This is a genomic window from Salegentibacter sp. BLCTC (genome assembly GCF_015143665.1).
Lineage (GTDB): Bacteria > Bacteroidota > Bacteroidia > Flavobacteriales > Flavobacteriaceae > Salegentibacter > Salegentibacter maritimus.
This window is the reverse complement of record NZ_WYEW01000008.1, coordinates 168,324-183,142: the sequence shown is the minus strand read 5'-3', so window position 1 is coordinate 183,142 and position 14,819 is coordinate 168,324. Positions and strand designations below refer to the sequence as shown.

Below are 14,819 nucleotides of genomic sequence, written 5' to 3'. Positions count from 1 at the left end.
AATGTCCCTTTCTTACTCGATAATCGATAGATTTATCCCGATAGTTATCCGGCCTCTTAGGCTTGGCTCAAAATGGAATTATATTCTCCGATCTTGCTTCGAAGTAGTTTGCTTATTAATTCTTTTTCACAAGGTTTTGATGCCCCAAAGTTGAGATTTTCATAAATTTTATAATTCATTTTAAAGCCGAAGCCCTTTCCAATTTTAACAAAGCTACAACTAAGCTTCCGTGTTAATTCTTTTAAATTTAAGAATAAAAGAAACCTAAAAAATAATATTATGGCTAAAGATCATGGACCATCTATTAAAAATGATGAGCAATACGAGGAATTAAGGGATAAAGGAATGAGTAAATCTAAAGCAGCACGAATTGCAAACGACCCCAATTCTGGTGAAAAAGGTGGAAAAGCCGATAAATATGAAGAGCGTACCAAAGAGGAACTCTATGAGAAAGCCCAGGAGATCGGGATTGAAGGCCGGAGCGATATGAGTAAAGATGAATTGATAAAGGCCCTTAGAAACCACTAGAATGAGTAATAGGTAGCTGTTCTAGGGGTTTTTCATGTTTAGATTTATTAAAAAAGAAGCTTAATCTTGATACGCTAATTAGGCACAGGAGTTACCATATTTTGTAGAGAGGCATAAAATAAAGATAAAAACGAAAGTAGAAGAGAGGTTTTGAAGGTATGTAAGGTTGATGTATGTAAAACAGATCAGTTAGCACTTCGCATCTTCCTAAAGTTTATTTAAAAGTAAGGTCGCGCTATCCTATAATTTTTAACTTGTCCGAAAGCGCAAATTTCATGAAAAAAAGAATACGTAAGCTGGCTGGCAGGTATAAGCTAATAGATCAGGTATTAATTACACCTTATAGAAGCTATGCTACACATTCTCATTTATATATAAAAGGCCGTGTATTGGATAATGAGCCGCTAAAAATTATTAAGGATGCCAATATTTTTAGAACCATAAAAACCACTTATAAGCAGTTTGATACTTTTGAGATTCCTGATGCTCAGGTAGATTTACTACTGCCTGGGAAAGTGCCGGCAACTACAAAAACCAATGCGGAAGGCTATTTTTTATTTGACAATGATATTAAGCAAAACCTGGCACAGTATGCAGATGCAGAGGGCTGGTTAGATTATAAGCTATACTATAAGGGGCCAATGGGGAAGAAAACCCAGTTATTGGAAAATCCGTTTACCGGTAGTTTTTTAATTCCGGATCCCGAAGCAGAATATGGTGTAATTAGCGATATAGACGATACCATTTTACATACCGGTGTTACGTCTTTTTTAAAACTTAGATTGCTCAAAAATTCATTGCTGACCAATGCCTATGATAGAATTCCGCTAAAGGGAGCGGCAGAATTTTACCAAAAACTGCACAAAGGACGTAACAACACACCAAATAACCCCATTTTTTATTTAAGTAACAGCCCGTGGAATTTATATGAGTATTTAAAATTATTTTTAGACCATAATGCTTTTCCCAAAGGACCAATTTTACTCCGGAAATTTAGCACGCCGTTCGATGGGAGTTTGAAACCGGAAAAACCACATAAGCAAAAAGAAATTACCAATATTTTACAGACCTATACAGGTATGAATTTTATTCTTATAGGTGATAGTGGTGAACACGACGCTTCTATCTATACCGAGATTGCTGCCCAATATCCCGATAGGATTCTGGCAATTTATTTGCGTAGTGTAAAACATAAAAAGCAGATGAACCGGGTGCGAAGTATAATCGATAACTTCAATACCACTCCTGTGCTAATGGTAGAATCTTCGCAAGAAGCCGTAGCCCACGCAAAAGGACAGGGGTTTATCTAATACTAGTCGTCAATGCTTTTTCCTACTGCAGTTTTTCTGCTGGCCGCCGTTTTTCTAGGCATCGTTCTAAAAATATGATCCCAAAGTGGGGAAGATACCCCAAATGCCCTGTCTGGCTCACGGTAGTGATGAATGCTATGGTGCTGCCATAAAACTTTTAAGAAATTGTTTGGTACCTTAAAAGCGTGCACCGAGTAGTGTACGGCAAGGTAGCCTGCATACCCAATTAAAAATCCGGCAAGGAAACCAAAAACATAATCTCCCAATACCGCCCGGTATATAATAAAAAGTATGGTAGCAATTATTAAACTCAACACCGGTGGCATGGCTAGCCTTGATTTATCTTTTGGATAGTCATGGTGTACCCCATGCATGGTGTAAGATATTTTTTTCTTTCTTTCGCTGGTAGCAGGGATATGGTACAAATACCTGTGCATAATATATTCCACAAAAGTAAAAAAGAAAAGACCGGCCGCGAAAAGGCCTATCATCATAGGTGCTTCAAAACCTTTTTCAATAACTCCGTAGTAGATTAAAGCAGCAGCAATAAGCCCAAAAATAATTAGGGGCAGGGAAATATGTGTATGCGTTAGCTTTTCTAAAATAGGGTTATCAAATAGTTTTGGAGAGCCCTTATGTTTTGGTCGTTTAAGTTTTGTTGATTCCATCTTACTTGTTTTTAAAATAATCCGTGAAGCTCAGCGTCAATTCGGTTTATAATATCTCCTAGATCTTCAGGGTTATCTACAAAGTTAATATTATCTACATCTATTATCAATAGATTGCCTTTGTTGTAGTTATGAACCCATGCTTCGTAGCGTTCATTTAACCTGCTCAAATAATCTATAGAAATAGAGTTTTCGTAATCCCGGCCTCTTTTGTGTATTTGAGAGACAAGGTTTGGGATGCTGCTTCTTAAATAAATAAGAAGATCGGGGCCCTGCACCACGCCTTCCATAAGATCAAAAAGAGAACTGTAGTTTTCAAAGTCCCTGTTGGTCATTAATCCCATTGCGTGAAGGTTAGGGGCAAAAATATGGGCATCTTCATAGATTGTTCTATCCTGGATGATTTTTTTTCCGCTCTCTCGTATTTGAAGTGTTTGCCGAAATCTACTATTTAAAAAGTAAATTTGGAGGTTAAAAGACCAACGTTCCATTTTATTATAGAAATCTTCGAGGTAGGGATTTTCTAAGACATCTTCATACTGTGCCTCCCAATTATAATGTTTTGCCAATAATTTAGTAAGGGTGGTTTTTCCCGCGCCAATGTTCCCTGCAATCGCTACATGCATAAAGTTGTTATAATTAGATAGTTGTTAGAGCCGCTTTAAAAAGCGGCCTGCAAAGATACAAGAATTAGTATTCTTTGAATTTTCCACTTTGTCAAAATACTCATAAATCTTGAAAAGCTAAAGTTTTTCATTCTATATCTTCTTAAAATTCATTAACTTAAAGCTATGAAATTCCTGTTAAAATATTTCTTCCTTATTTTTTATTGCGGAATTCAATTAGGAACGGCTCAGGAGAAAGAGAAGGACCATTTAATGCTTGCCCGCAGTGATTATAGTTTTAAAGAAACGGCCTCGCGTTTGGCAAAAACTTTAGAACAACACAATACGTTCACTTTTTTTTCAAAAATTGAACATTCAAAAGAGGCTAAAAAAGCCGGTTTAGAGCTCTCAGAAAATCTCCTTTTTATTTTTGGTGATCCTAAACAAGGTTCCCTTTTAATGCAAAAAGATCAATTGGCGGGTCTGGAACTCCCGCTTAAAATATTGGTATATAAACAAGACAATCAAACTATAATAACATATAGTAGTACCAATTACCTGAAACAGCGCTACGATCTTAGAAAAAACAAGGATCTGGGGAATCTTAGTAAAACGCTTAAAAGCGTAGTTTCTAAAACTGCGGGCAATAGGGTTAAAAGCTCCGGAAAGCTCAAGCTGAAAAAACACCAGGGTATTATCTCAGAAATTAGTGAGTTTAACTTTAATGCCACTTACAATCGTCTTGTAACGGCGATTAAAGAAAATCCTGATTTGCAGATTTTTATGGAGTTAGATCATTTTAAAAATGCTGAGGAAATAAATATTGGATTGCGCCCTACTAAACTCATCATATTTGGGAGTCCAAAAATTGGTACGCCAATTATGAAGGAGAATAGCAAAATTGCCCTGGAATTACCGATTAAATTTTTGGTTTGGCGTGATGAAGCCGGTGTGGTGAAAATATCCTACAACGACCCTGTGTTTCTGGCAAAAAGGTTTAAACTTACCAAAAACCTTCCACAGTTGAGTGCTATGAAAAATGCATTGGAGGAACTAAGTGGAAATGTCGCAAAATATTAAGCGATATTGTTTTTAACCAATTTTCTATATTGATTAGGAGTAATTTTCTCAAAGCGCTTAAACTGACGGTTAAAATAGCTGGTATTGTTAAAGCCACTTTTATAAGCGATATCGGCAAACTTTTTATTTGTTTGCTGAATAAGTTTTTTTGCAAACTTAATTCGCTCTGCGTTTAGATAATCTATTGGGCTTTCGCCAAAGGTGTTTTTAAAGCTTCTATAAAAATTTGAAGTGCTCATACAGGCTTTATTGGCCAATTTATCTACTTGAATATTTTCGGTAAGGTGCTCCCGCATGTATTTTACAATAAAAGCCATCCTATTATTGTCAAAAAGTGTTTCGTTGTCCAAAAGCATAACCTTTGCTTTGGTTTGAAGCAACCTAATAATAAGTTCTTTTAGCATTAAATCTAGCAATGCGTCTCTAGCTGTCCCGGCCTCCAGGAAAGTATTGAAAATTCGATCTAGTACAAATTGTACCTGTTGATTATTGTCTAAATGAACCGCAGTAGTGTCGAAACTATGAGTGTCATTTTCAAATTCAATTCGGGTGTTTTCATTAAAGATTTCAACCGTTTCTTTAATCTTTTCAGGATCAATTCCCAAGGCAAGGCACCGGGTTGGATTTTTTGCACTTGCTAACGGAAAGTCTATAAGCATCTTTTTATCTGAAGGCAAAACAACCGATTCCCCTGGGAAAAAATCAAAGGCCTTTATTCCGTCAAGATGCATCACCTTTTTTCCGGTAAGCATACTCGCAATAATTGGGAATCCAAACTTAAGGTTTATCTTCTCGGCTACCTGCCTGGTTTCAAAAACATTTAACTCAGCGTAATCTGAACTGTAGATCGTTCTGTTTTCAATAGAAGTTTTTAGTTTTAAATCGTGATTATATTTTAGTAAATTATCATTCAAAACCTTTTTAATTTAATTACTTGATAGTAATGTGGTATTTATTGATAGGAATGTTCAATTAATTGGTGTTAAATTTAAATAAATTGTATTGCTAAAATATTAAAATTATTTCTATGAGCTACTCAGCACCAAAATTTAAAGAAAAATACGGTAATTTTATTAATGGGAAATTTCAGGATCCTATAGATGGGGCCTATTTTGAAAACCATTCTCCGGTAGATAATAAGGTATTGGCGAAATATCCCAGGTCTACTGAAAAGGATGTGAATAGTGCCATTGAAGCGGCTAACAATGCTAAACACGAGTGGGGGAAAACCCCGGCTTCAGAACGGGCTGCTATTTTGCATAAAATTGCCGATGTAATCCAGGAAAACCTGGAAACATTTGCACAAATGGAAACCGCCGATAATGGGAAGGCTATTCGGGAAACAATGAATGCCGATGTACCCCTGGCCATAGATCATTTTAGGTATTTTGCGGCAGCAATTAGGGCCGAAGAAGGTTCGGCTACCGAACTTAATGAAAATACCCTCTCTTTAATTATAAATGAACCTTTGGGAGTGGTTGCCCAAATTATTCCGTGGAACTTTCCATTATTAATGCTTGCCTGGAAGGTAGCGCCTGCTTTAGCATCTGGTAACTGCATTGTTTTAAAACCTGCTGAACAAACCCCTGCTTCAGCAACATTTTTAGCCGAAAAAATAGCTGATTTATTGCCCCCGGGTGTATTTAACGTGATTCACGGTTTTGGGCCCGAAGCAGGAAAACCATTAGCGTCAAGCCCAAATGTAGACAAAGTTGCCTTCACGGGAGAAACCACTACCGGGCAATTAATTATGCAATATGCTTCAAAAAACCTACACCCGGTAACTATGGAATTGGGTGGAAAATCGCCTAATGTATTTTTTAATAGCATAATGGACCATGACGATGCTTTTCTCGATAAATGTATTGAAGGCGCCGTACTTTTCGCCTTTAACCAGGGAGAGGTTTGTACTGCACCTTCCAGAATTTTAATCCAGGAAGATATTTACGACGAATTTATTAAGCGGGTAATTGAGCGTACCAAAGCTATAAAAATGGGTAATCCGTTTGAAGAATCTACCATGATGGGTGCCCAGGCTTCCAGTGATCAGCATCAAAAAATCCTGGAATATATTAAGATAGGAAAAGATGAGGGTGCCGAGGTTTTAGCCGGAGGAGGAGCAGCAAAACTGGATGGAGATTTAGGAAACGGATTTTATATTCAGCCCACTATTCTGAAAGGTCATAATAAAATGAGGGTGTTTCAGGAAGAAATTTTTGGCCCGGTGGTAGCCGTTTGTACTTTTAAAGATGAAGCCGAGGCTATTGAAATTGCAAACGATACGATGTATGGTCTTGGTGCCGGGGTTTGGACCCGTGATGCACATCAATTATATCAAATTCCACGGGCAATAAAAGCCGGTCGGGTTTGGGTAAATTGCTATCATGATTATCCGGCCCACGCGCCATTTGGAGGTTACAAAAAATCTGGTTTTGGAAGGGAAAATCATTTAATGATGTTAAACCATTATCGCCAAAGCAAAAATATGTTAATCTCCTACGATAAGAATAAACTGGGTTTCTTTTAAAAAATGGATTATAAAAGAGTAGAAATAACTCCTGAAGCAAATAAATTGCTACAAGAACTGAAGCAACAGCACGGCGAGGTGATTTTTCACCAAAGTGGTGGCTGTTGCGACGGCTCTACCCCTATGTTATTGCCAAAAGAAGATTTTTATATTGATGATAACGATATATTGCTTGGCGAAGTTGGTGGAGTGAATTTTTATATGAGCCGGGACCAATTCGAATATTGGAAGCATACCCATTTAACGGTAGATATCGTTAAGGGGAGGGGAGGTAGTTTCTCTTTAGATATCCCTACCGGCTACCGTTTTCTTATAAAGTCACGAATGCTTAATGAGGAAGAAAATAAAAATTTAAACCTTTAAAATATTGCTTAGCCAATGCCTGAAAACTGCATATACCCCAAATATGCGGTTTTTTAGGTTTTTTTTTTGATATCTAGATTTAATTTTTTTGTCTTTTAAAATCCCTAAGATGTTCGAATTTGAAACTAATTTATTGGCACTGCCAAAGGGTGTAACACCCCGAGGTAGTTTACTTTAAAATTATGCTGTACGATATTTCTGTGGAATTTAATGAACCCATTTGTAAATTTCAGAAGAAGTATAACACTCACCGCATTTAGAAAACATCCAAAGGCAGTCTATAAAATCGGTTAGCATATGGAAAAGTAAACCTATAAATATCAATTTCCATAGCTTGTTCTTAATAAAAAGTACACCTAATACATAACCCGCGATGGCAAAATGTGAATGTAGGGGATGATAGCCAATTCCGCAGCGCATAGGGTGAAATAGGGGAGTGGCAAAAATATGGTCTATATCTACAGTCATGGTAGCCAGTAGAATAAGCCAGTTTTTTTTCCAGTTCTTTTTATCATAGAACCAGGCAATAGCACCAATGGCTATAAAATGAAGAAAATAATGTGTGAATGTTTGCAAATGAAGCTCTTAAAAATTGAAGTTTTTAAAGAAAATTGAAGCCTGTATTTAACTTATTAAGGCTCCTCTTTCTCTTCAGCAGAAGATTCTATCTTGCCCTTTAAAAGATCTTTCATTTTATTTTTGAGTACGATAAATCGCCAAATTCCAATAGTAAGAAACAAAACAGAAATTACCAGGGCCAAATAGCCAATGTAATGCATCTCTTGATATTCCTTTAGCTGAATTAAAGCCAATCCCCCCAGTAAAAAATACATAGATGCTTGCGTGTAAGATAACAATGTACGCTCATTGGCGAGCTTAGTTCTTTCCAGCGCAAGATGTTCACGAATAATGCTTTCATCTATTTTTCTGTGAGTGAAAAGCTTACCAAATTTTACCCTTCTCATAAAATTTCATATTTCAGCATAGAAACTGGATAGTTAATTTGCTTTAAAAGTTACCAAATTAGGTTTGTTTAAGCAAAAGCTAAAATTAACTATCCAATTTATGAGTTTTTAATTTGTTAATCTATGGCAGGTACAACCGGGAGCAGTAAAGCTCTGGGTGCTTTCGTGCCATGGGAAAGCCGCATTATATTTGTTGTTTTCCCAGTAAAATTCATTGCGTTCTTTTGGGTTGTTTCCAATTTCATTCATAGTCTCGGCTTCATAAAGCCTGCCATTTACCATGGTATAAATAACCGATTCAGAGTTACGAATATCCTCCAATGGATTTTTCTCTAAAACAATTAAATCGGCTAGTTTACCTTCTTCTAAAGACCCGATTTCACTACCCATGCCAATATATTCGGCACCGTTAATGGTGGCGGCTTGGAGGGCTTCCAAATTCGTCATGCCTCCCATTTGCAATAACCAAAGTTCCCAGTGGGCACCAAGACCCTGTAACTGCCCGTGTGCGCCAAGATTTACTTTTACACCAAGGTCAGATAGTTCTTTAGCGGTGTTTGAAACTAAAATAGGTCCGTTTTCATATTCTTCATCAGGTAGTTTGGTTCGATGCCTTGATCTTGAATCTACAATTTGACGCGGAGTAAAATTCAGCAAACGCTCATTCTCCCAAACATTGTCTTTCTGGTAAAAATAATATTCACCGTTTACGCCTCCGTAATTAACTATTAATGTAGGGGTGTAACCGGTTTTGCTATTTCCCCAAAGTGTTTCTATATCTTTATAAACAGGAGCTATAGGAATATTATGCTCTATCCCGGTGTGCCCGTCTACAATCATGTTCATATTATGTAAAAACGTACTTCCACCTTCGGGCACTACGTTCATCTCTAACTCTTTCGCTGCCTGCATTATTTGCTGGCGCTGTTCGCGGCGTGGTTGATTATAGCTTTTGACCGAGGTTGCCCCAAAGGCTTTTGTTCTTCTTAAAGCCGATTTAGCATCTTCTAAACTATTTATAACTGCTTTAAAATCTCCTTCAGCACCGTATAAAATAATTCCCGTTGAGTAAATTCTAGGCCCTACCATTTCACCGGCTTTTACCAGTTCTGCCATACTAAAAATGCTTTCACTTAAAGCCGAAGGATCGTGCACGGTAGTTACCCCAAAGGCCATATTTGCGTATAAAGGCCAATGTTTTTTTGGTGTTAAACCATATCTAAAAGCACCAATATGAGCGTGTGCATCTACAATACCCGGCATGATGGTTTTTCCTTCCAGGTCATAAACTTTGGCATTATTGGGAATAGTCACTTCGGAAGCTTCGCCTACTGAAACAATTTTATTTTCCTTAATTAAAATACTTCCGTTTTCAATTATCTCGTCACCATTCATGGTAATGATCCTGGCATTTGTGAAAGCTATTTGCCCTTTAGGCACATCGGTTTTTAATTCCAATCCTATTTTTGTTCCTTTTTCGGTAATGGCAGGAATAGAATCTGGAGAGCTTTCCAGGAACGTAAAACGCTCTGAAACTTTATTGGTAAAATACTCGTCACCTAAAGTCCAGTGTACTTTTTCACTGTTGTTAGACCAATGCAAGTTCATCCCGGCATCTTTGGTAATTTGGGTTACCGGAATACTTTTGGTATTGTTATCTAAATCTAAAGGTCTTCCTGTTAAGGTAAGTGGTGCTAAATAGGCCTGGTGCAGGTGGCTAAAAGCTACCCATTTATTGTCTGGGCTAGGTACTAAACGGTTGGCACGTTTTGAATTTATATGCGTGCGCTCGTCATTTCCGTTTAAATCAATACTTTTTAGGCTTTTTTGCAAGCTACCCATAAGTGCGCCCCCGGTTTGAAAGAAAATACGGGAATCGTCTTTGTTGTACATCGGGAAATCTCCTGTGTGGTGGATTTTCTTTTTGTTTTCTCCTGAAGCACTTATCGTGTAAATTCCCGGTTCTTTGCTAAATGTTTGTCCCTGGTCACTATTGCCCCTTTCTTTCACAAAAACAATTTGTTCTCCATTATTTGAAAAAGCCGGGTTTCTGTAAATACCTTTTTCTGAAGTTAGCTTCTGCGGGTTTCTTCCATTTAGGCCTACCTTCATCACAGCTCCCATTTCTGAGTCGTTCCAGGTTACGTAAACAATTTCTTTCCCGTTTGGTGAAAAAGCAGGCTCAAACTCAAAATCTTCACCTTTGGTAATACGCTGAGGTTTTCCGTTAGGTAATGATTTTTTCCACAAATAACCAACGGCATTAAAAACCAGTGTTTTTCCGTTTGGTGAAGTCACCGCATGGCGAATTACTTTTGGATTAAATTCTTCTGAAAACACCTGGTGTTCGCTACGATGGGTTTCAGCGATTTCTATGGTGTTTTCAACTTCAAAAGGAATTACTTCGGCTTCGTAATTTTCAATATTTACTTTATTGATTTTTCCTTCACTCCAAAAAACAAGCTCTTTTCCTGAAGGCATCCAACTAAATCCGGGATATACCCCAAAAATAGCCCAGGCTTCCTGTTGGTCTTTACTCAATTTATCGTAAACCGGCCATTCTTCGCCTGTTTCCAGATCGTGAATGTATAAAACCGATTTGGTTCTAACTCGTTTAATAAAAGCAAGTTTTTTGCCATTGGGTGAAACCTGAGGTCTGGCTGCGCCCCCGGGACCACCGGTGATAGTTTTATTTTTACCGGTTTCAAAATCGTAGCGTTTTATTACGTAAATCTGCTTATTCGGGTCTTTGTTGTATTGAAACATTCCGCCGGGATACATATCTTCACTGTAGTAAAGGTAGCGGCCATCTGGAGAAATACTGGGCTCATTTACGTCTTGCTGGTCGTTTTTACGTTCTGTAAGTTGTAGGCCTCCTTCACCGCCAATATGGTACAGCCACATCTCGCCGGCACCAAGAGAACGTCCCGAGGTAAAGTGTTTTCTGGCTACTATGGCATTGCCATTTGGAGTCCAAACCGCATTGTTTAATAGCCTGAAATTTTCTTTGGTAAGTTGCCTGGCATTTTCTCCTTCGGCATCCATAATCCAAATATTGTCACCGCCTCCGGCATCGCTGGTAAAAGATATTTTAGAACCATCGGGGCTAAATCGCGGCTGAACTTCATAGGCCATACCACTTCTTAAAAGTTCTGCTTTACCACCGGTAATTGGCATTTTGTAGATATCGCCCAAAAGGTCAAAAACAATGGTTTTGCCATCTGGAGAAACATCAAGGTTCATCCAGGTGCCCTCATTGGTTTGAAGCTGAACTTCTTTAATATTCCAATCGTCGGAATAAGGATTGTTTACATCCCATTTCTTTTTCTCTTCGTCTTCTTGAGAGAAAAGTGGTGAAGCGGCTAAAAGTAACAAGATAGCCGGAAGGAAATTTCTAAGCATAGTGTAATTTTTAATGATTTTTGTTATGATGCCAATTATAAAAGTCTCAATTCGAGCGTTTTTTGAAGTAAAAAAATATATTGAGAAGGCTAAACACTTGAGTCTGTTCTCAATTAATTTTCATTGTTATTATTCATAAAAACTATTCGAATTGATATGCCCTTAGTGTTTAATAAGCTCTTATTTTAAGAGGCTAAATATACTATGAAATGCTTAAAAGCTAAAGCAGATATGTAGATTTAAAACCTGAAATCTTATGACGTATGTTTTTTATGAGTATTACTTTTTCTATTAAGTTTGATGTAAATAATATTTTACTGAAATTCTTAAAAAAATGGGAGATAATAAACCTGAAGTTTGGTTACGGGGAAAAGTAGCGGGGGTGCCTAATTTGTTGCAGCCTGTGGCTCATGCACTTTTGCAATCCATGGAAGAAATAGAAAAATACACGCAGGGATTTCCGGAAGAGTTACTTTGGAAAATGTCCTCAGGAAGAGCTTCTGTGGGTTTTCATTTGCAACATTTAACCGGAGTAGTAGATAGAATGTTAAGCTATGCAAAAGCTGAAAAGCTATCGGAAGCTCAATTTGCTTATTTGAAAAATGAGGGAAATTCAAATGAAGATATTTCCATGAAAATCCTTGTACAAAATTTCCGAAAAAAGGTAGAGGAGGCAGTCGTTTTTCTTAAAAATACCCCTGAAGATATTTTGACAGAAAATAGACCGGTGGGTAGAAAAGCATTGCCATCTAGCGTAATTGGTTTGTTGTTTCACGTAGCAGAACATAGCCAACGGCACGTTGGGCAAGTTTTGGTAACGGTGAGTTTTTTAAAGGAAAACCGGGAAATTTAAAAAGGTAAATTGCTTACATCTACATTGCCTCCCGAGATAATAATCCCTACTTTTTTTCCCTGAAATTTTTCTTTTTCACGTAAAAGGGCTGCAAAAGCTACCGCTGCCGATGGTTCAACTACAATTTTAAGCCGTTCCCAAATAAGCTTCATAGCGGAAATAATTTCTTCTTCCTCTACCCGAATAATTTCAGAGACTCTTTCTTGAATAATAGGGAAGTTTTTATCGCCCAGGTGGGTTTTTAAACCATCGGCAATGGTATTGGTACTTTTGTTAAACTTAATTTTTCCGCTTTTAAGAGACCTGTAGGCATCGTCAACTTCAAAGGGTTCTGCACCTATAGTTTTGCATTTTTCAGCATAAAAGTCTACCGCAAGTGCTGTGCCCGCTAAAAGTCCGCCGCCACCAACGGGAGTTATAATTAGGTCTAATTCGGGAAAATCTTCCAGAAATTCCTTAGCTGCGGTGCCCTGTCCATAAATTACATCAAGATCATTAGAAGGATGCAGAAAAACAGCTCCCGTGTCTTCCTGTATTTTTTTGGCTGCTGATTCCCGGGCTTTTATATTGGGTTCACATTCGGTAATTTGCCCGCCATAAGTTTTTACGGCCTCTTTCTTTACTTGTGGAGCAGAGGAGGGCATTACAATGTAAGCCGGAATTCCCAGACTTTTTGCTGAAAGTGAAACTGCTTGTGCAAAGTTGCCCGAAGAATGGGTAACCACGCCTTTTTTACGTTCTTCTGCACCTAAAGCCATAATTGCGGCCGTAGCACCACGCATTTTAAAAGCACCCATTCTTTGAAAATTCTCACATTTAAAATATACTTCGGTCCCTGCGAGACCGTTCAATAATCGAGACCGCATAATGGGCGTGCGCTTAATATAGGTTGCGATTTTGGAGTGTAATTTTGTGAATTCCTCTTTGCTTATCATTATAAAAAAACTTATGCGAATAAAATTAATGACAATAAATGTTGCGATTTTAATAGAAATGAAATAATCGCCTATTTTTTTTCTTCAATGGGTACAGCAAAAACCGGTATTTCAGCGTTTTTAAAAAGTTCTACCGATACACTTTCGGCAAAAAGATTGTAAAAAAAGCTGTGTTTGTGCGTACCTACAATAAGCATATCGGCTTTCAATTTTTTGGCTTCTTCCAGAACCGTTTCTACAGTAGAGCCTTGAATTAAAAGGGCTTCAGATGGTATTTTTTCACTAATAAACATCTTGCAAATTTCCTGTAATTCTTTATGTTCGGTTTTAAGTTCGTCGGCACGCATGTCCCTTATGTATTGAGGGCCGGTGCTATAACCCACAAAATCGGGATCTGGGGCGGCCACGTGAACCACCCAGATCTTTGCCTTAAATTTCATTGCAATACTTTCAGCATAAGCCATTAGTTCCCCAACGGCATCGTTAAAATCTATGGCTACAAGAATGTTTTTGAAATTTTTCATAAGTAACTTTTTTATTGGCGCCGCCAAAGGGTGTAATACCTCCAAGGCTTGCCTCGACATTAAAAATTTGTTTCCAACGAATGCCTCGTGAGCTTGACACGAGGTAGTTTACTAATAACCTATGTCTCTTTTCACTTCATTTTTAAGTGGTTCCCCGTCCTGCAATCTTTCGTAGTTCTCAATAATTTGCGGTACCACAGATTTTGGATGGGTAACACTGGCAATGTGGGGAGTTACTCTAATTTTTGGGTGTTTCCAAAACGGATGTTCATCTCTAATGGGTTCTTCCCAAAATACATCTAAGGCAGCCCCCGAAAGATGACCATCATCTACTTTGGCCAATAAGTCCTGCTCTACCAAATGTTCTCCACGCGCAACATTTATTAGATAGGCCCCCTTTGGTAATTTTTCGAATAATTCTTTGTCGAGTATTTTTTCGGTATTCGGAGTTAAAGGGAGCATATTTACCAGGATATTGGATTGTTCCAGGAATTCGTCCAGTTCATCTTCGCCGGCAAAGCTTTCTACATTTTCAATTTCTTTTTTATTTCTTGAAAATCCAATTACCTGAAAATCGTTTTGAAGTAATTTATGTGCTACCCGTTGTCCCAGGTTTCCAATTCCTAAAATTCCTACTTTAATTTGATTGTTTCGGGTGTAGGGAACAGGTTCCCACTTTTCGTTAAGTTGACTTTCCCTGTAATGCAGAAGGTTTCTTTGGTGAGCCAGAATAAGGCTCAGCACAAAAGTCCCCATATCTTCTTCTAATCTATCATCTACTACTTTGGTGATTTTAATATTTTCGGGAAGCTCTTCATCACTGGTAATATGGTCTACCCCAGCACCCATAGAAGCAATCACTTTTAAATTAGGGTAATTTTTGAAAATTCCGCGTGGATGCTTCCAGGTAAGGGCAAACTCTACTTCTTCTTTATCATGGTCTTCCGGATAAACATAAATGTTTAGGCCCGGATGTTGTTCTTTTAATGCTTTAACCCAGGCTTCCGGGTCTTTCCCCGGACTAATAACTAATAATGACATTCTTTTTCTATTTTTTTT

Annotated in this window: 15 protein-coding genes; 6 read left to right on the top strand and 9 right to left on the bottom strand. The window is 37.8% G+C overall.

Features of this window, described 5'->3' with window-relative positions; genetic code table 11:
• Window positions 1–279 precede the first annotated feature (279 nt).
• Window positions 280–528: a Rho termination factor N-terminal domain-containing protein gene (locus tag GUB10_RS11770; RefSeq protein ID WP_193711653.1), complete on the top strand. Its 249-nt coding sequence runs from the start codon at window positions 280–282 to the stop codon at window positions 526–528.
• A 275-nt stretch (window positions 529–803) separates the two neighbouring features.
• Window positions 804–1,838, top strand: a complete 1,035-nt coding sequence (locus GUB10_RS11765; RefSeq protein WP_193711652.1) for an App1 family protein — start codon at window positions 804–806, stop codon at window positions 1,836–1,838.
• Between the two features lie 2 nt (window positions 1,839–1,840).
• Here GUB10_RS11765 and GUB10_RS11760 read toward each other — a convergent pair whose 3' ends face one another.
• Both GUB10_RS11760 and GUB10_RS11755 read right to left on the bottom strand, forming a co-directional pair.
• Window positions 1,841–2,506 carry a sterol desaturase family protein gene (locus tag GUB10_RS11760; RefSeq protein ID WP_193711651.1) on the bottom strand — a complete coding sequence of 222 codons (666 nt, stop codon included), beginning with the start codon at window positions 2,504–2,506 and terminating at the stop codon, window positions 1,841–1,843.
• Between the two features lie 11 nt (window positions 2,507–2,517).
• Window positions 2,518–3,132 carry a deoxynucleoside kinase gene (locus tag GUB10_RS11755; protein ID WP_193711650.1) on the bottom strand — a complete coding sequence of 205 codons (615 nt, stop codon included), beginning with the start codon at window positions 3,130–3,132 and terminating at the stop codon, window positions 2,518–2,520.
• 165 nt (window positions 3,133–3,297) lie between these two features.
• Here GUB10_RS11755 and GUB10_RS11750 point away from each other — a divergent pair, with 165 nt between their 5' ends.
• Entirely contained in the window at window positions 3,298–4,191 is an 894-nt protein-coding gene (locus GUB10_RS11750) for a DUF302 domain-containing protein (RefSeq protein ID WP_193711649.1), read from the top strand.
• On the opposite strand, the gene GUB10_RS11745 is transcribed toward GUB10_RS11750, so the two are convergent.
• Window positions 4,188–5,105 carry an AraC family transcriptional regulator gene (locus GUB10_RS11745; RefSeq protein WP_193711648.1) on the bottom strand — a complete coding sequence of 306 codons (918 nt, stop codon included), beginning with the start codon at window positions 5,103–5,105 and terminating at the stop codon, window positions 4,188–4,190. The genes GUB10_RS11750 and GUB10_RS11745 overlap by 4 nt on opposite strands.
• 113 nt (window positions 5,106–5,218) lie before the next feature.
• Between GUB10_RS11745 and GUB10_RS11740 the strand changes: the two genes are divergently transcribed.
• Entirely contained in the window at window positions 5,219–6,718 is a 1,500-nt protein-coding gene (locus tag GUB10_RS11740) for an aldehyde dehydrogenase family protein (RefSeq protein WP_193711647.1), read from the top strand.
• Window positions 6,719–6,721: 3 nt separating this feature from the next.
• Entirely contained in the window at window positions 6,722–7,081 is a 360-nt protein-coding gene (locus GUB10_RS11735) for a DUF779 domain-containing protein (protein ID WP_193711646.1), read from the top strand.
• A gap of 207 nt (window positions 7,082–7,288) precedes the next feature.
• On the opposite strand, the gene GUB10_RS11730 is transcribed toward GUB10_RS11735, so the two are convergent.
• The 3 genes from GUB10_RS11730 to GUB10_RS11720 form a co-directional block, all read right to left on the bottom strand.
• Complete coding sequence (locus tag GUB10_RS11730; protein WP_193711645.1) at window positions 7,289–7,657, bottom strand: DUF6122 family protein; 369 nt, start codon at window positions 7,655–7,657, stop codon at window positions 7,289–7,291.
• Window positions 7,658–7,713: 56 nt separating this feature from the next.
• On the bottom strand, window positions 7,714–8,046 hold the full coding sequence (locus GUB10_RS11725) for a DUF202 domain-containing protein (RefSeq protein ID WP_193711644.1): 333 nt from the start codon (window positions 8,044–8,046) through the stop codon (window positions 7,714–7,716).
• Window positions 8,047–8,154: 108 nt separating this feature from the next.
• The gene (locus GUB10_RS11720; protein WP_193711643.1) at window positions 8,155–11,448 is read right to left on the bottom strand and encodes an amidohydrolase family protein; all 3,294 of its coding nucleotides are present in this window, start codon (window positions 11,446–11,448) and stop codon (window positions 8,155–8,157) included.
• A gap of 334 nt (window positions 11,449–11,782) precedes the next feature.
• Here GUB10_RS11720 and GUB10_RS11715 point away from each other — a divergent pair, with 334 nt between their 5' ends.
• Complete coding sequence (locus GUB10_RS11715; protein WP_193711642.1) at window positions 11,783–12,301, top strand: DinB family protein; 519 nt, start codon at window positions 11,783–11,785, stop codon at window positions 12,299–12,301.
• On the opposite strand, the gene GUB10_RS11710 is transcribed toward GUB10_RS11715, so the two are convergent.
• The 3 genes from GUB10_RS11710 to GUB10_RS11700 form a co-directional block, all read right to left on the bottom strand.
• Window positions 12,298–13,236 (bottom strand): pyridoxal-phosphate dependent enzyme, encoded by a 939-nt coding sequence (locus tag GUB10_RS11710; protein ID WP_193711641.1) that lies wholly within the window; start codon window positions 13,234–13,236, stop codon window positions 12,298–12,300. The genes GUB10_RS11715 and GUB10_RS11710 overlap by 4 nt on opposite strands.
• A gap of 71 nt (window positions 13,237–13,307) precedes the next feature.
• Window positions 13,308–13,760, bottom strand: a complete 453-nt coding sequence (locus tag GUB10_RS11705; protein ID WP_193711640.1) for a universal stress protein — start codon at window positions 13,758–13,760, stop codon at window positions 13,308–13,310.
• Between the two features lie 111 nt (window positions 13,761–13,871).
• Complete coding sequence (locus GUB10_RS11700) at window positions 13,872–14,801, bottom strand: glyoxylate/hydroxypyruvate reductase A (protein WP_193711639.1); 930 nt, start codon at window positions 14,799–14,801, stop codon at window positions 13,872–13,874.
• Between the last annotated feature and the right edge of the window lie 18 nt (window positions 14,802–14,819).

Bases quoted from the DNA above. Each gene is read 5' to 3' on its own strand.
- GUB10_RS11770 (WP_193711653.1), top strand. From the start codon at position 280: ATGGCTAAAGATCATGGACCATCTATTAAAAATGATGAGCAATACGAG.
- GUB10_RS11765 (WP_193711652.1), top strand. From the start codon at position 804: ATGAAAAAAAGAATACGTAAGCTGGCTGGCAGGTATAAGCTAATAGAT.
- GUB10_RS11760 (WP_193711651.1), bottom strand. From the start codon at position 2,506: ATGGAATCAACAAAACTTAAACGACCAAAACATAAGGGCTCTCCAAAA.
- GUB10_RS11755 (WP_193711650.1), bottom strand. From the start codon at position 3,132: ATGCATGTAGCGATTGCAGGGAACATTGGCGCGGGAAAAACCACCCTT.
- GUB10_RS11750 (WP_193711649.1), top strand. From the start codon at position 3,298: ATGAAATTCCTGTTAAAATATTTCTTCCTTATTTTTTATTGCGGAATT.
- GUB10_RS11740 (WP_193711647.1), top strand. From the start codon at position 5,219: ATGAGCTACTCAGCACCAAAATTTAAAGAAAAATACGGTAATTTTATT.
- GUB10_RS11735 (WP_193711646.1), top strand. From the start codon at position 6,722: ATGGATTATAAAAGAGTAGAAATAACTCCTGAAGCAAATAAATTGCTA.
- GUB10_RS11725 (WP_193711644.1), bottom strand. From the start codon at position 8,046: ATGAGAAGGGTAAAATTTGGTAAGCTTTTCACTCACAGAAAAATAGAT.
- GUB10_RS11720 (WP_193711643.1), bottom strand. From the start codon at position 11,448: ATGCTTAGAAATTTCCTTCCGGCTATCTTGTTACTTTTAGCCGCTTCA.
- GUB10_RS11715 (WP_193711642.1), top strand. From the start codon at position 11,783: ATGGGAGATAATAAACCTGAAGTTTGGTTACGGGGAAAAGTAGCGGGG.
- GUB10_RS11710 (WP_193711641.1), bottom strand. From the start codon at position 13,236: ATGATAAGCAAAGAGGAATTCACAAAATTACACTCCAAAATCGCAACC.
- GUB10_RS11705 (WP_193711640.1), bottom strand. From the start codon at position 13,760: ATGAAAAATTTCAAAAACATTCTTGTAGCCATAGATTTTAACGATGCC.
- GUB10_RS11700 (WP_193711639.1), bottom strand. From the start codon at position 14,801: ATGTCATTATTAGTTATTAGTCCGGGGAAAGACCCGGAAGCCTGGGTT.